We start from the raw sequence: 14,021 nt of genomic DNA, 5'->3' as shown, positions 1-14,021 counted from the left end.
TCACATACATCCTTTGCAACAAACCAAGGTTCACCATCCTTCACGACTGTTCTCACCTGTTGTTCTTGATAATTGAATACTTTTTGTAATTCGTTCATTACGATTCCTCCTCGTTTATTCTTTCCGTTTATTTTTAAAACCGTAGCAATTCGTTCGCTTACGCTCACTCTTTGCAAATATCTTTTATCGCGATAGATATATCTTTTAAAGTAAGTAAGTATCTGCGCGAAAGATTTTAATTGAGCGCTATTATTAGTCTAGTTAAATAAGTATAGTTAAATGAGTTTAGTTCGTCTTCAAACTGTGAAGTACCTTACTTCAAATCTTGCAGGGGGCTATTGTCGTTTTTTGAAGTGCCGGTCTCAACGAACCATTCCGGAGGTTCCCAAAGCGTATATTCATTCGATGTCTGCCCGTTCGCATTTTTCCGTTCTTTGACGTCAATGAGGTCGAGTTCCTTCAGCCTACGTAATGCTGCCCGCACCGTATTCGTTGAGCATCGACATTTATCTGCGATAGTCTGAACGCTTGGGTGCGACTTCTTACTCGTATTGTCTGCGTAGAAACAAAGAACGGCGTATACGAGTTTCTGAACCGGCTTATCCAAATACGTTTCGTCTGCGATAACCGACTTCGTTACTCGGACGAATCTGTGGTCGTGAAAGTCGATCGGTCGCTTTTCGTTTGGCATATTAAAACCTCCTATTCCCACTTCTACTTAATCATACGAACCGTATTTGGAAACCGCACAAAATTTACGAACTTTTTTCGCTTCCAAAAGTACAGTCGCATACGACCTATTAAAACCTCATACACGAAATAATACCCTCCACTTTTTAAAACCGCACAATAAATTCGGAAATTTTTTCGCTTTCACTTATAACTGCGTATATACTTTTAGAATTGGACATCGTTTCTTAAAAAAATTTCGCTTTCACTTATACAGTCGCATGTGGGCGGCGGAAATCGGGACATTTAAAATAAAAAATAACCCGACCATGTGGCCGAGTCATCTTCTCTTAATTTTTCTTTGCTTATTTAGTTTTTTTCTAACGACATTAATCGCAGAATATTTATCATGCTGCGCGGTTTTCCCGACAAGTGCGTATATCTCATAACCATCCGTAAGTCACTATGTCCGAGTAGGATTTGTAGATGACGAATATCTCCGCCTGATTCTAGATACATTGTTGCGGCCGTGTGACGGAAAAGATGTGGATGGACACGCTTTTTAATACCGACTTCCCTTGCATATTCTGCAAGCCGTTTCCGGAAGTGATCGCGTGTTAATCTCTCGCCATAGTTCGCAAGGAATATAAAGTCGGAATCAAAATCGGCTTTATTCTCGATAATTAACTCATTTAATATCTTCGCCGTTCCAAAGTCAATAGGTACTGACCGAGCCTTTCTATTTTTGGCGATTGCAGCAGGTATGTACAGAACCCTTCCTTCTAAATCGAAGTTTTCCTCACGAAGACCCAGCGCTTCAGAAATACGCATCATCCCGTCTAACAAAACGTTCATTAAAACGTAATCTCGAAAGTCTGCATAATTCCTTTGGTTCGGTGCCGCAAACAGCAAACGTAGTTCATCCTCATCTAATATAACGATCTCTTCTTCCAGTTCTCTAACGTTCTTTATGCCCCACATAGGGTTATTTTCAATTAAACCTTCGTCATAGAGCGTTTTAAAGAACACCCGCAAAGTCTTAAGACGCGTGTTAATTGTAGCGGGCGCTAAACCTTTCGTCATATGCTCCTCTTTTTTAAATCCGTGACCTTCAAACTTCACCCATTCGTCCTGCATATAGACGATGTATTTCTGTAGAACTTCTCTATTAATCTCTTTTATCGACCGCTCTATTCTATGGCGGTCGAGAAATTCGATAAAGAAGCCGTAATTATTCTCATATTGCTCTATCGTCCCTTCTGCGCGCCCCTCTGATTTCTTTATCGCGCGGAACTGAATGAATAAAACGTCGAGATTGCTCGTCGTTTTCCGTAAAGTCCGCTCTTTTTTAATGCGCCTTCCTGTCCTATTTGCAGACATACTACCACCTCCAAATCGATTAAGTCATCGAAATGAAGACCGCTACCTTGCCGACGGTACGACCGCTACCCAGTAACTAAAAACGCATAAGTCAACGCTAAGTCAACGCAATAAAAAACGGCTAGAAACGTTGATATAACGCCTCTAACCGCCGTAGATGATTCCGACTGGGCTCGAACCAGCGACCTCTACCCTGTCAAGGTAGCGCTCTCCCAGCTGAGCTACGGAATCAAGTTATGTATCAGTTCTGGGCTTTCTGTTACTGACAGTCTCTATTATATAACCATAAGTAGAGGGCGTCAATGGGTTTGTTCAAAAAAACAAAAAGCCGGCTTTTTACAAGTTCATTTATGATTGGTTCACAAGGACGGGCTTTAGTTGATCGAGTGCTTGTTTGAAGTCGTGTTTGAGATCCTCTCCGTTTTCGATACCAACACTTAATCGAAGTAAACCGTCTGTGATACCTCTTTTTTCTCTTTCTTCTTTTGGCATGGCGGCATGTGACATTTTTGCGGGGTAGGAAAGAATCGATTCGACAGCGCCGAGGCTGACAGCGAATACAGGTAATGTGACACTCGCGACCAATTCTTTAACCGCCGCTTTGTTTTCTAATTCAAACGAGAGAACAGCTCCTGCTCCGCTTGCTTGCTTTCGCTGAATCTGCGCACCTGGATGGTCATCTAAGCCTGGGTAGTATACTTTTTTCACCGCAGGATGTTCTTTCAGAAATGAAGCCAATTCTAATGCCGTTTGGCTTGCTTTTTCTAATCTGACCTGAAGGGTTTTTAACCCTCTTAACACAAGCCAGCAATCCTGAACGCCAAGGACAGCACCGAAGGAGTTTTGCAGCTGATATAGTTCCTCTCCCAGCTCCTCGTCTTTGACCACCGCTAAGCCAGACAGCACATCACTGTGACCGCTTAGAAATTTCGTTGCACTGTGCAGCACAACGTCAACGCCTAGGAATAGCGGCCGCTGGAGAGCAGGTGTTAAAAACGTATTATCTAAGAAAGTCAGACAGTCATGCTCTTTCGCAAACTGGACAACGCCTTGAATATCCGTAATATTTAGTGTTGGGTTTGACGGTGTTTCCATGTAAATGACCTTCGTATTCGATTGAATACCTTGTTTGACTTCATTCAAATCCGTCATGTCCACAAAGGTATGCTCAATGCCAAATCTCGAAAGGACTTGTGTAATCATACGGAATGTTCCGCCGTACACATCTCTAGTGACAAGGACGTGATCTCCTTTTGATAAAAGGAGAAAAGCGGTTGAAATGGCTGCCATGCCTGAGGCAAAGGCAAGACCTCTTGTTCCTCCTTCTAACGCTGCAATGGTATCCTCTAATGCTTGACGTGTAGGGGTCCCTGATCTGGAGTAGTCATATTGGCCAAATTCATCGAAGCTGCTTTGATGAAACGTTGACGCATGCTGAATCGGTACACTAACTGCACCTGTTGAACGGTCTGTTTTAAAGGCATTATGAACTAGTTTTGTTTCGAGTGTCCAATCGTGTGTGGTCATTTTGCGTGTACCTCCTTTTTGACTTTTGATAGTGCCTGTTTAAGGTCGGCTTTCAGGTCATCTACATGCTCAATCCCAACAGAGAAACGGAGCAGTTTGTTACACACACCGTTTGCAATGCGAATCTCCCCTGGAATGTCCATGTGCGTTTGCGTGGCAGGATACGTAATGAAGCTTTCGATTCCACCAAGGCTTTCTGCAAAACAAATCGTTTTTAGCTGCTTTAAAAATGGATTAACCCAGTCTTCTTTTACTACACGGAATGACAGCATCCCCCCCTTGCCTGGGTAAAGGACATCTTGGATTTCTGGCTGCTTCTCTAAAAAGTCGGCTAACTCCTTCGCATTTGCCTCGTGCTGTCTAATTCTAAGAGCCAACGTTTTCATCCCTCTCATTAAAAGCCATGAATCAAATGGAGATAAAACCGCTCCGATGGCGTTTTGATGCTGGAACATGTCCTCAGATAGCTGCTCCCCTTTTGTCACCACAAGCCCGGCAAGGACGTCGTTGTGTCCGCCTAAATATTTGGTTGCGCTATGAATGACAATATCCGCTCCAAGCGTAATCGGCTTTTGCAAGACTGGTGTGTAAAAGGTGTTATCGACAATGACCAAAGCGCCCTGTTCTTTTGCAATCTTCGCAATCTTTTGAATATCCGCTTCCTGCATGAGTGGATTAGTCGGCGTTTCAATAAAGACGGCTTTTGTGTTTGGCGTGATTTTAGAGCGTAAACAGTCTTCATCTGAAAAATCATCATATAAAAAACGAAGGCCATACTTTTTCCATTCGTTCTCGAATAAACGGTATGTACCGCCATATAAATCTGATGAAACAATCAGTTCATCTCCGCTCTCAAATAGAGCCATGATCGTTTGAATAGCAGCCATTCCCGAACTGAAGGCAAAACCGGCCGTCCCTTCTTCGAGTGAAGCAATCGCATTTTCTACGAGCTGTCTTGTTGGGTTTTTCGTCCGAATATAATCAAACCCTGTTGATTCACCAATGCCTCTATGTCTGTATGCTGTTGAAAGATAAACAGGGGGACTGACCGTGCCAGTCGCCTCTTCGCTACGGTTTCCAATTTGGGCTAATTTCGTTTCCACATGTTCTGTCATTTGACACCATCCTAAGTAAATATCTGATTTCAAAACAGAAAACCCCTTCTTCATAAGAAGAAGGGGTTTAATCGCTTCCTCTTATCTTCCAAGCAAAAAAGTTGCTTGCTGGATTTAGCACCTTGGTATATCACCGGTTGCTGAGGTTTCAAAGGGCCAGTCCCTCCACCTCTCACGATAAGAATGTGTTGTCTGTACTAATTCTTAATAATGTAACGCATTAAAACTCATTTTTCAAGTGGAAATGTAGCAATTAATTAAAATTTTCTGTATTTTGTAGCAGATTGGATGTCAGTAGATTTGATTGCATGTTAGTATATAGGAACAACGCTGTTTTTCATGTTACAATGAATGGAAACGTTTCACTTATGATGAATTTGGTTAGCTGGAGGAATGGATTATGGTGAAGAAAACAGGAATCATTCAAGAAGAAACTTTACAATCAAAAGAGCTTGGGACGGACATGACAGTTTTAATCTATTTGCCAGTCAATTACTCTCCCCTTTATACATATCATGTCATCATTGCACAAGATGGTCATGATTATTTCCGCTTAGGTAAAATAGGCAGACAGGCGGAAGAACTTATGCAAAACAAAGAAATCGAACGCTCGATTATTATTGGGATTCCGTATGAAAATGTCACTGAAAGGCGAAATACCTATCATCCAGACGGCAAAAAGTTTGAAGCGTATAAACGTTTTTTGGCAAATGAACTTGTCCCTTATATTGATGAACACTATCCAACGTATCAAATTGGATCAGGACGTACGTTTATTGGTGATTCACTAGGTGCTACGATTTCACTCATGACAGCCATTGATTACCCTTCTTTATTTGGCGGGTTGATTTTGCAGTCTCCTTACGTCGATAAGACGGTCTTACAAGCAGTTAAACAATCAACATCTCTTTCTCATTATGCCATTATTCATCAAATTGGGTCAGAAGAAACGGCAGTGAAAACAACCGATGGTCAAGTGCTTGATTTTATCAAACCGAACGACGACTTAAAGGCCCTTCTTGAACAGTCTGGTGCGGATTATTTATTTGAGACATTCGAAGGTGATCACAAATGGACGTTTTGGCAGCCGCTCATCGCTCCTTCGTTAAAAAGAATTCTCCCATATTCGTTTAACAACTGAATTTTGTTATAATAAAGAATAATAAATACTTTATTAATCAGGAGGGAACATGATGAAATACGGAGTTGTTTTATTTCCATCAAAAAAATTGCAAGATATTGCGAATTCTTATCGAAAACGTTATGATCCGAACTATTCACTCATACCGCCTCATTTAACATTACGAACACCTTTTGAGTTAACGGATTTAGAAGCAGCTGAGGTCGTCTCAACCCTACGAGATTATGCAAAAAATGCCTCTCCTATTACCTTACGTATTAAAAAATTCAGTTCATTCGCTCCTGTAAACAACGTCATATATATGAAAATAGAACCGAACCAGGAATTAACGGCTCTAAATGATAAATTGTACACTGATCCACTTGCTGGTACACCTGAATATGCATTTGTTCCGCATGTAACAGTGGCTCAAAAATTATCAGATGATGAGCATTCAGACGTACTTGGCACATTAAAGCTGAGAAAGATTGATCATGAAGAAACGGTTGATCGCTTCCACCTTTTATATCAATTAGACAATGGATCTTGGACCGTTTATGAAACATTTATTTTAGGAGAAGAGGGTTAAAGACATTTGAAAACAGTCATCGCAAAAGTACAAACACAACGAGAAGATGCATATTACGTTCGAAAAGAAGTTTTCGTGAAAGAACAAGAAGTCCCATTAGAGATCGAAATTGATGAACTAGAAGACGAAGCCATCCATTTTGTCATTTATAATGATGACAAAGAGCCACAGGCTGCTGCTAGACTACGTATCATTGAAGGTCAAAAGGGAAAGCTTGAACGGATTTGTGTGTTAAAAGAGGCGCGCTCTTTCGGCCTTGGCCACAAGCTATTAGAGGCGCTAGAGACCGAAGCTATTGCTAAAGGAGCAAAGGAAGCTGTCTTGCATGCACAAGTCCAAGCTCTTCCTTTCTACGAAAAGAAAGGCTACAAAGCCATTTCTGAACCGTTTGAAGAAGCAGGTATCACACATGTCAAAATGACAAAAACACTATCTGCTAGATAACAAAGTAAAGCCAGGGCATCATGGATGCTCTGGCTTTTCTAGATTCATCATCATTCGGATAGGTAAGAAAGCGCAATCATTTATATATATACATTGATATAAATGCCCTTTCCTTCTTCCATAAACATATCTCGCACAAAGCGTTCCCGCTTTTTTTGCTGAACTTTCTTTTCTGCTTCTGTCATTAAGTCCTCTTTTTTCTCCAGCTCTCTGTATACCTTGTCATGAAAAGTGCGCGTGACCTTTGTCACTTTCATAGTCTTCTTTATCCTGAGGAGCAGGACGGTTGCTATACTGAAAATACAGATCCGGCTGAATCGGGGCTATATATCCCATCAAAAACGCCTCCTTTGCTTCTCTTCTATTCTACTATTCCCTAATTATGACTGTATGAAACTTGCTTCATTTGATATGATTAGATTTGTTTCTTTTTAAGATTGATTGACAATTGGAGGACTAGCTTTGAAATGCGCACGACGACATGATCGAACGATCTCAATACATATGTATTCGAGAGAACATTATCAATTCCTCTATGATGAGGGAAAAAAGGGGCACTTATCTTGCCCATATTGCGGACAACCCGTCTTTTTCAGATTAAATATACATGAAGAACCTACCTTTATTCATAAGCAAACGTCTCAGCAGGAGATGTGCGAAAAGGCTGAAGAACAACAAGACATGAAAACGACAGAACCAGAGGAAAGTGCTTCCTACAAAGAACTTGACGGCTTCCGTTTTCCAACTGGCAAACAGATCATCTCGCAAACGAAGGAATCGTTTGACTGGCAGGAACCAAGGTTGGTTCATTTGAGCGAAGCCATCCATTTAGAAGAGAATAAACATGTACATACCATCGACCTCTTTCCGCAAATCACCTTTAGTACACCGCAGCTTCAAGCTGTGACACATCAAGACGGTCCAATGCTTGTGCTTGCTGGTGCCGGCAGCGGGAAAACAAGGGTGCTGACGGCTAGAGCAGCTTATCTGATTTCGCACCATCAAATGCCCGCTCATCATATATTACTCGTGACCTTCACCACAAAAGCAAGCAGTGAGATGAAAGAAAGGCTGCGCAAGCAATACCAGCTTCATCCCTCACAAGAGAGTCAGGTCGTGACGGGCACCTTCCACAGTCTTTTTTATAAAATGCTGCTTCATGATGATCCGAAGAGATGGAACGGCCAGCACCTAATCAAATTTGACTGGCAAAAGGAACAGTACATTCGCAAAGCGCTCATGAATGAAGGGCTTGATGAGAAAGAGTATCCAACCGATCAGGTGCTACAATCGATTGGTTATTGGAAAAATGCTTTTTTACCAGACGAACTTCCTGAGCTGAAAGATGAAAGGGAAAAGCAAATGTGGACGATCTATCAGTTGTATGAACAGCAAAAAAGAGACAATCAGCAATTTGACTTTGATGACATGGCGATTGCCTGCTTACACATGCTGACTGAACAGCCTGAACTCCTCAAACGATATCAAAAACGATTCAAGTATATTTTGGTGGATGAATTTCAGGATATTAATCCGGTTCAATATCAATTAATTCAACTGTTAGCCGGAGAATCCGAGCAGCTATTTTGTGTCGGTGATGATGATCAAGCCATTTATGCCTTTAGAGGAAGTAATCCCGCTTTCATTCTTGATTTCAAGCAGGACTATCCTTCCGCTCAGATCGTCCATTTACATGCGAATTACCGTTCTCACCATACAATTGTCGCAAGTGCAGATGCCATCATTAAAAAAAATCAGCATCGTTATGAGAAAACGTTAAAAGCCGTTCGTGCTGAGAAAGTCCCTCCGACTCTCTTTTATCCATATGATGAGGAAGAGGAAGCGACCATGATCGCAGCAGATATTCTGGATAAAATGAAAAACGGAGCAAAGCCGAATGATTTCTGTGTGCTGTTTAGGACCAAAACAGGCGGACGCGCCATTTATGAACGGCTTCATCAATCGGCCATTCCATATGAGACGGATGCTGGCGTCAAAGCCTTTTACAGCAGACGAATGGTTCGGATACTGCTCGCCTTTCTTTCTTTAAGTCAAGATGCAGATGATGTCGCTGCAATGAAACAGTTGCTGCCGGTTTTCTTTTTAAAGCAACAGACACTGAATACTCTAAAGGTCCTGACCATTACGGAAGATTGTTCAATGGTAGAAGCGCTTGGAAAACTAACAGACATTCAGCCGTTTCAGCGTAAAAAGCTCCAATCGATCGTTCCTCTTTTCCGAACTTTACGAACGTTAAAGCCGTCTGACGCTGTGGCATTTATTGAACAACAGATGGGACTTGGCGATTACTTAAAAAAACGTGTGAACGATACAAATGTGCTTGAAAAAGGGGCGGATGATGTACGTGATGTGAAAACAGCCGCCAAACGCTTTGAAACGATTGAAGCCTTTCTCTCACATGCTGAACATATGAAATCTGCCGAAAAGGAAAAAACAGACGAACCAGGTGTTCAGCTCATGACGATCCACCGCGCAAAGGGGCTTGAATTCCAAACGGTGTACATCACTTGTGTGATCGACGGTGCACTACCTCATGATTTCGCACTTGATGAACTAAGAAATGGTAATGAAGAAGCCCTTGAAGAAGAGCGGCGTTTATTATACGTTGCCATGACAAGAGCAGAACAATACCTCTATCTATCTGTCCCTTCTTTTAGAAGAGGAAAAACCGCTCATCATTCTCGTTTTTTGTACCCTCTTCTGAAGAAAAACCGTGAATTGTTCACACAAAAACAACAGGCCCCCCTTTGACTGGAGAGCCTGTTGTTTATTTTTTGTTGTTCATCATTTTAGCGATTGTATTGAAATCAAGCTTTTCTTTTCCACTTGTAATCGATTGGACGATTTTGTCTTCCATTTCTTTAGGTACACGTTTGTTCGCAAGCTGCGCTACTTTTTTAATAACACCTCGAACAGTGGCCTCATCTTTAAAGTTGGCATTTTGCAACGATCCTGCAAGCTTAAAGACATCATTCATATTGACACCTGTTTTATTTTCGACACTTTTAAAGAATTTATTATCCATTCATTTGCCTCCTCTTTGTGGAGTAATCACCATACTATATGAAAATAGGGGAGATATGTGCCTATCCTACTGCCTTGTTTGACCAAAGAGAAAGGAAAGCAAAAGGCTTCCCCATTGCTTCCCTCACCTTCTGACTGTTTAGTTAAAGAAAGAAGCACCAACGATGATGAGAAGAATAAACAACACGACGACAAGAACAAAAGTTGAACCATAACCGCCGCCATAGCCGCCACCGTAACCGTAACAACCCATATTTAAGCACCTCCTCTACTCCATTACAAAATATGAAAAAAACAAGAAATGGTTTGGACGATCACATAAAAAAGTGCGGAAATTTTATTTCTGCTGTTTAAATACATAATCTGCGTCTCCATGACGCATCATGAATGCCTCTGTTTCTTTCGCAAAGGCGTCCATCTTCTCGCCAAATACCTTTAAGTGCTGCTCAAGATCATTCGCTTTATTAGCTAGATCCATTTCAACCTTTTCATACGCTTGTTCTTTCCCATCATGAGGTTTAGTGAACAAAGAGCCGATTAATTGTTCGAATGCGTCCATTCTGGTCACCCCTTCTCTCTTTCATATGCAGAACTCGAAAAAAGGGCAACAAAAAAACCGGATAAATCCGGCTTTCTACTATTCATATTTCTTTTTCTTTCCACAGCCGCAGCCAGTCTTCTTGATTTTTTTTTTATAAACAGATCGTTGGTTTGACTGCGCTGGATAACCTTGAAGCATATGTGAAGGCGTTTCAGTTGGTTTCATCGCAACCCTTCCTTTCCTATTCCATGTTAGTATATGCATTTTTTTAAAGCGTGTCTGATCAGAATGCCTGTTTATTTCACAAGCAGCTTCGACACGACTGCTTCGATAATGCCTGCTGCTGCGGCAATCGCTAATAGTAAATTAAGCCACATGCTGACGAGAGGAAAAAGTATGTATATCACAAGTAAAGCAGCAGTACACCACATGCCCGTACACCAATAACAGCTTAATAATTCTCCTACCCAAGACCGCAGTCCTTTTCCTTTGATGATAATATATGTCTCGACTTCACCTTGTTCGTTTATTTCTTCTTGCTCTTCATGAAATAAACGGCGAAAAGGGGCAGTAATAGTATCAAACACGACCAATCTCGTCAGCCGAAAGGATGCGAGGGCAAACACGACAAAAGACAAAGCACCAATCAGGAAATCTCCACCTCCTTCTTTCTTCTTTTTCCGTCCTTTCTTTATATATGCAAAAAGAAGGACCGCCATGATGATTCGAGTGGAAGTAAAATTGGGTTCTACTTTTTCACGCTTTCCGATTCCACCTTGAATCCCTGCTGCATTAAATAATGTATAGATAAGAAAGGAGTGAAAGTATTGTCTATTGAAGAAAGTGCTGATTTATTATACACACAACTGTTAAACGAATTAATGAGCAATTATGATGATTTCTTTGAGATCAAGGATTCCGAAAATGTCACGATTCATAAATCAGATGTAACAGCCGCACTCTCCCTTCAAGCGACCGTAACGACAATCATTACTCTTTTAATTCAAATTCTTGTACCAGACGATGAATTGGCTATAGAGATCACAGAGCAGCTTTTATCCACACAACAAGTGACAGTCCAAAAGAAAACGGTGATTCAAATCATCAATTGCTATAACGTCACGATTACATTATCTGATGAATCCATTTTGAACTCCGTACAAATTCTCACTCAAACACTGAATGTACTCTTAGTTGAAGCCGGCATTCTTTGACCCTTTCTTTTTCTAACATTACGAATGAAAGAGGTGACATGAATTGTCTGAAGAAAACAAAAAAGAAGATTTCGATATTGATACAAACGTAGACCCATTAACTAGTCTACTTGTCAGTGACGTTTTAAATAAGTACAACATTACAGCAGAAAACAGACGACCTTTAAATGACGAGCAAAAAAGAAGCATTTTAAAATTAGTAGAAGACCTTCAAAACAAAGCAAATGCTTTTGTCGAATCGCAAAAAGAAAAAAAACGCCTAGAAGAAGCTCAAAATAATCATCAAGAAGAGGCTCAATCAAAGCGTAGAACGAACACTTTAAGACAGCGTATCCATCAGCGAAGAGATTCTGAACAAAATAACATTTAGTAAAAATGGGTGATCCCAGCAAGATATATGCCCCAAACCAAATGCAGTAACTTCGCATTTAATAAAGTAAACGAGAGGGGGAAAAAACATGAGTTCAAAACCATATTCATGGGTAGCACTTGATCGTAATTGTAGTCACCAAGGAGACTACCATCACTATGACAGAAAACCTGTATGTGATGATGGTTACTATGACCATGATGAAAATATTCTACAAAACGCAGATCAAATTTCGCAAAACAAGCAAATCTCAGAAGAAGTTATCATTATTAGAGATTCTTGCGATATCAATGTTTCTTCTGTTGATGCTCAAGTCGCAGTTTCTATTCAGACAGCTGTACAACTGGCTTTAGTAGCTATTATCAACCTTTCAATTGCGGACAATGACTTAGCTGATCAAGTAGCACAAGATTTGGTACAGTTAACAACCTCGAAACAAGCAAACCGTCAAAAATTGGTTATCGAAAACTCCCGAGATGTAACAGTTTCTACAGTCGACGCAGATGTAGCCGTTGCAGTTCAAACACTTATACAAATTTTAGCTGCTCTAATCATCGCAATCGGTATCCTCTAATGTACAAAAGCAGAGCGAAAAGCTCTGCTTTTCCTTTTATGAAAAATACAACAAATATAAATAGTCATTTACCCACACCAACTAGAGGGCGCATACATATGTTGTTAAGGACTAAAGTCAAATACCTTGTTAAAGGAGCTGAAATCCATGAGCTGCGGAAAACACCATGGCCGACATGATGAAAACTGTGTATGCGATGCGGTTGATAAGATTTTAGCAGAGCAGGAAGCTGTAGAAGATAAATGTCCTACGAGCTGCTACAGTAATTTATTAAGCCCGACAGTTTCTGGAAAAGATACGATTCCGTTTTTACTTTTTGATAAAAAGGGCGGATTGTTCTCTACTTTCGGAAACATTGGAGGATTTGTGGACGATTCTCAATGCTTCGAATCTATCTTCTTCCGGGTTGAAAAATTATACGACTGCTGTGCTACGTTATCTGTATTAAGACCTGTTGATGTACACGGACATACGCTTAGCGTTTGTCACCCTTGTGACCCTGACTTTTTTGGTCTAGAAAAAACGGACTTTTGTATCGAGGTTGATTTGAACTGCTTCTGCGCGATCCAATGTTTAAACCCAGAACTTGTAGACAGAGTACTACCGATGAAAGATAAAAAACATCATCACCACGGCTAAACAAATCATCCGTTGACCTAACTTGTAATGAGTCATAGCATCCCCTTCCTCACGAATGACAACCAATGCGGAGCAGTCAGCAAAAAAGTTGGCCGCTTCCGCATTGATTGAAACGACATGCACCAACCGGTGTAAGCACAAAATAAAGCTTGTAGATGATGACAGTGCTCAAATACTCAAACAAAATTCCTTGTATAGGAGGGTTGAATATGAGCCGCAAACATTCATGGAACTGTGTAGCAGAGGCTGTTGAAAACATTCACGACTTACAAAATGCCGTCGAAGAAGAGTGCCCAACTAGCTGTTACAGCAATCTCCTTTCTCCATCACACTCATTAGGTGACACTATCCCGTTTGTTCTATTTACATCAAAATCAAAACCATTCGTCGCATTCGGAAACGTCGGAGAAGTAGATGCAGGACCTTGCTTCAGCACTGCATTTTTCAGAGTCGAACACATCTCTGATCACTGTGCAACACTCAGCTTGCTTATTGCATTTGACAAAGACCGTTATATTTTAGATTTTACAGATAAAGACTCCGTGTGCGATGTGTTCCGATTAGAAAAATCGAAGTATTGCATAGAAGTAGACCTTGACTGCTTCTGCGCAATCAAGTGCTTAAACCCACGACTCATCAACCGTAACAACTAACAAAAAAGTCCCTATATGGGACTTTCAGCTTGTAGACAAAGTCTACAAGCTTTTTTGTATAATAAGGGTAATAACACAATTCTGCGGGGGATGAACATGTTATCGAAACGTGAAGAAGAGAGAAGAAATCAATTAGAAGTA

Annotated in this window: 20 protein-coding genes, 1 tRNA gene and 1 riboswitch; of the genes, 9 read left to right on the top strand and 12 right to left on the bottom strand. The window is 40.9% G+C overall.

Going from position 1 to position 14,021, the window contains the following annotated elements; all coding sequences use genetic code 11:
- The 6 genes from LC033_RS15805 to LC033_RS15780 all read right to left on the bottom strand — a co-directional run.
- Positions 1-98: BRO-N domain-containing protein (locus LC033_RS15805; RefSeq protein ID WP_376776453.1), on the bottom strand; the 98-nt coding region annotated here is incomplete at its 3' end.
- Positions 99-313: 215 nt separating this feature from the next.
- The gene (locus tag LC033_RS15800; RefSeq protein ID WP_226570061.1) at positions 314-691 is read right to left on the bottom strand and encodes a helix-turn-helix domain-containing protein; all 378 of its coding nucleotides are present in this window, start codon (positions 689-691) and stop codon (positions 314-316) included.
- 347 nt (positions 692-1,038) lie between these two features.
- Positions 1,039-2,049, bottom strand: a complete 1,011-nt coding sequence (locus LC033_RS15795; protein WP_226570059.1) for a tyrosine-type recombinase/integrase — start codon at positions 2,047-2,049, stop codon at positions 1,039-1,041.
- Positions 2,050-2,207: 158 nt separating this feature from the next.
- Positions 2,208-2,280, bottom strand: a tRNA-Val gene (locus LC033_RS15790).
- 117 nt (positions 2,281-2,397) lie between these two features.
- Complete coding sequence (metC, locus tag LC033_RS15785) at positions 2,398-3,576, bottom strand: cystathionine beta-lyase (RefSeq protein ID WP_226570057.1); 1,179 nt, start codon at positions 3,574-3,576, stop codon at positions 2,398-2,400.
- Entirely contained in the window at positions 3,573-4,691 is a 1,119-nt protein-coding gene (locus tag LC033_RS15780; protein WP_226570056.1) for a methionine biosynthesis PLP-dependent protein, read from the bottom strand. Before LC033_RS15780 ends, metC begins: the two co-directional genes overlap by 4 nt.
- 78 nt (positions 4,692-4,769) lie before the next feature.
- Positions 4,770-4,875, bottom strand: a riboswitch (SAM riboswitch).
- Positions 4,876-5,091: 216 nt separating this feature from the next.
- Here LC033_RS15780 and LC033_RS15775 point away from each other — a divergent pair.
- Genes LC033_RS15775 through LC033_RS15765 form a run of 3 tightly spaced genes read left to right on the top strand, consistent with a single transcriptional unit; the run spans position 5,092 to position 6,844 of the window.
- Positions 5,092-5,832 (top strand): esterase family protein, encoded by a 741-nt coding sequence (locus tag LC033_RS15775; protein WP_226570054.1) that lies wholly within the window; start codon positions 5,092-5,094, stop codon positions 5,830-5,832.
- A gap of 52 nt (positions 5,833-5,884) precedes the next feature.
- A complete protein-coding gene (locus tag LC033_RS15770; protein WP_226570052.1) occupies positions 5,885-6,400 on the top strand; it encodes a YjcG family protein in 516 nt (171 codons plus the stop codon).
- Between the two features lie 6 nt (positions 6,401-6,406).
- Positions 6,407-6,844 (top strand): GNAT family N-acetyltransferase, encoded by a 438-nt coding sequence (locus LC033_RS15765; protein WP_226570050.1) that lies wholly within the window; start codon positions 6,407-6,409, stop codon positions 6,842-6,844.
- 80 nt (positions 6,845-6,924) lie between these two features.
- Here LC033_RS15765 and LC033_RS15760 read toward each other — a convergent pair whose 3' ends face one another.
- Positions 6,925-7,101 carry a hypothetical protein gene (locus tag LC033_RS15760; RefSeq protein ID WP_226570048.1) on the bottom strand — a complete coding sequence of 59 codons (177 nt, stop codon included), beginning with the start codon at positions 7,099-7,101 and terminating at the stop codon, positions 6,925-6,927.
- A 205-nt stretch (positions 7,102-7,306) separates the two neighbouring features.
- Here LC033_RS15760 and LC033_RS15755 point away from each other — a divergent pair, with 205 nt between their 5' ends.
- A complete protein-coding gene (locus LC033_RS15755) occupies positions 7,307-9,616 on the top strand; it encodes an ATP-dependent helicase (RefSeq protein ID WP_226570046.1) in 2,310 nt (769 codons plus the stop codon).
- Between the two features lie 16 nt (positions 9,617-9,632).
- On the opposite strand, the gene spoVIF is transcribed toward LC033_RS15755, so the two are convergent.
- The 5 genes from spoVIF to LC033_RS15735 form a co-directional block, all read right to left on the bottom strand.
- A complete protein-coding gene (gene spoVIF / locus LC033_RS15750; protein ID WP_003212292.1) occupies positions 9,633-9,890 on the bottom strand; it encodes a sporulation-specific transcription regulator SpoVIF in 258 nt (85 codons plus the stop codon).
- A gap of 138 nt (positions 9,891-10,028) precedes the next feature.
- Positions 10,029-10,142 (bottom strand): YjcZ family sporulation protein, encoded by a 114-nt coding sequence (locus LC033_RS15745; protein WP_226570045.1) that lies wholly within the window; start codon positions 10,140-10,142, stop codon positions 10,029-10,031.
- A gap of 84 nt (positions 10,143-10,226) precedes the next feature.
- Positions 10,227-10,448, bottom strand: coding sequence for a protein YjzK (gene yjzK, locus LC033_RS15740; protein WP_226570042.1), 222 nt, complete (start codon positions 10,446-10,448; stop codon positions 10,227-10,229).
- A 78-nt stretch (positions 10,449-10,526) separates the two neighbouring features.
- Positions 10,527-10,655, bottom strand: a complete 129-nt coding sequence (locus LC033_RS16925; protein WP_264188790.1) for a hypothetical protein — start codon at positions 10,653-10,655, stop codon at positions 10,527-10,529.
- A gap of 71 nt (positions 10,656-10,726) precedes the next feature.
- The gene (locus LC033_RS15735; RefSeq protein WP_226570063.1) at positions 10,727-11,080 is read right to left on the bottom strand and encodes a DUF1360 domain-containing protein; all 354 of its coding nucleotides are present in this window, start codon (positions 11,078-11,080) and stop codon (positions 10,727-10,729) included.
- Positions 11,081-11,248: 168 nt separating this feature from the next.
- On the opposite strand from LC033_RS15735, the gene LC033_RS15730 reads away from it, so the two are divergent.
- The 5 genes from LC033_RS15730 (at position 11,249) to LC033_RS15710 (ending at position 13,880) form a co-directional block, all read left to right on the top strand.
- Entirely contained in the window at positions 11,249-11,644 is a 396-nt protein-coding gene (locus tag LC033_RS15730; protein ID WP_226570040.1) for a spore coat protein, read from the top strand.
- 43 nt (positions 11,645-11,687) lie between these two features.
- Positions 11,688-12,014 (top strand): spore coat protein, encoded by a 327-nt coding sequence (locus LC033_RS15725; RefSeq protein ID WP_226570038.1) that lies wholly within the window; start codon positions 11,688-11,690, stop codon positions 12,012-12,014.
- 88 nt (positions 12,015-12,102) lie between these two features.
- Complete coding sequence (locus LC033_RS15720; protein ID WP_226570036.1) at positions 12,103-12,588, top strand: spore coat protein; 486 nt, start codon at positions 12,103-12,105, stop codon at positions 12,586-12,588.
- A 147-nt stretch (positions 12,589-12,735) separates the two neighbouring features.
- Entirely contained in the window at positions 12,736-13,227 is a 492-nt protein-coding gene (locus tag LC033_RS15715) for a CotY/CotZ family spore coat protein (RefSeq protein WP_226570034.1), read from the top strand.
- A gap of 209 nt (positions 13,228-13,436) precedes the next feature.
- Positions 13,437-13,880, top strand: coding sequence for a CotY/CotZ family spore coat protein (locus tag LC033_RS15710; RefSeq protein ID WP_226570032.1), 444 nt, complete (start codon positions 13,437-13,439; stop codon positions 13,878-13,880).
- Positions 13,881-14,021 lie beyond the last annotated feature (141 nt).

It is taken from the genome of Bacillus stratosphericus, assembly GCF_020524495.1.
Taxonomy (GTDB): Bacteria; Bacillota; Bacilli; order Bacillales; family Bacillaceae; genus Bacillus; species Bacillus stratosphericus_B.
The sequence above is the reverse complement of the archived record's forward strand: the minus strand, read 5'-3'. Positions and strand labels throughout refer to the sequence as shown.

Coding starts and splice junctions, on each gene's coding strand:
- LC033_RS16925 (WP_264188790.1), bottom strand. CDS start 10,655: ATGAAACCAACTGAAACGCCTTCACATATGCTTCAAGGTTATCCAGCG.
- LC033_RS15770 (WP_226570052.1), top strand. CDS start 5,885: ATGAAATACGGAGTTGTTTTATTTCCATCAAAAAAATTGCAAGATATT.
- LC033_RS15775 (WP_226570054.1), top strand. CDS start 5,092: ATGGTGAAGAAAACAGGAATCATTCAAGAAGAAACTTTACAATCAAAA.
- LC033_RS15780 (WP_226570056.1), bottom strand. CDS start 4,691: ATGACAGAACATGTGGAAACGAAATTAGCCCAAATTGGAAACCGTAGC.
- LC033_RS15720 (WP_226570036.1), top strand. CDS start 12,103: ATGAGTTCAAAACCATATTCATGGGTAGCACTTGATCGTAATTGTAGT.
- LC033_RS15745 (WP_226570045.1), bottom strand. CDS start 10,142: ATGGGTTGTTACGGTTACGGTGGCGGCTATGGCGGCGGTTATGGTTCA.
- LC033_RS15800 (WP_226570061.1), bottom strand. CDS start 691: ATGCCAAACGAAAAGCGACCGATCGACTTTCACGACCACAGATTCGTC.
- spoVIF (WP_003212292.1), bottom strand. CDS start 9,890: ATGGATAATAAATTCTTTAAAAGTGTCGAAAATAAAACAGGTGTCAAT.
- LC033_RS15795 (WP_226570059.1), bottom strand. CDS start 2,049: ATGTCTGCAAATAGGACAGGAAGGCGCATTAAAAAAGAGCGGACTTTA.
- yjzK (WP_226570042.1), bottom strand. CDS start 10,448: ATGGACGCATTCGAACAATTAATCGGCTCTTTGTTCACTAAACCTCAT.
- LC033_RS15710 (WP_226570032.1), top strand. CDS start 13,437: ATGAGCCGCAAACATTCATGGAACTGTGTAGCAGAGGCTGTTGAAAAC.
- LC033_RS15760 (WP_226570048.1), bottom strand. CDS start 7,101: ATGAAAGTGACAAAGGTCACGCGCACTTTTCATGACAAGGTATACAGA.
- LC033_RS15715 (WP_226570034.1), top strand. CDS start 12,736: ATGAGCTGCGGAAAACACCATGGCCGACATGATGAAAACTGTGTATGC.
- metC (WP_226570057.1), bottom strand. CDS start 3,576: ATGACCACACACGATTGGACACTCGAAACAAAACTAGTTCATAATGCC.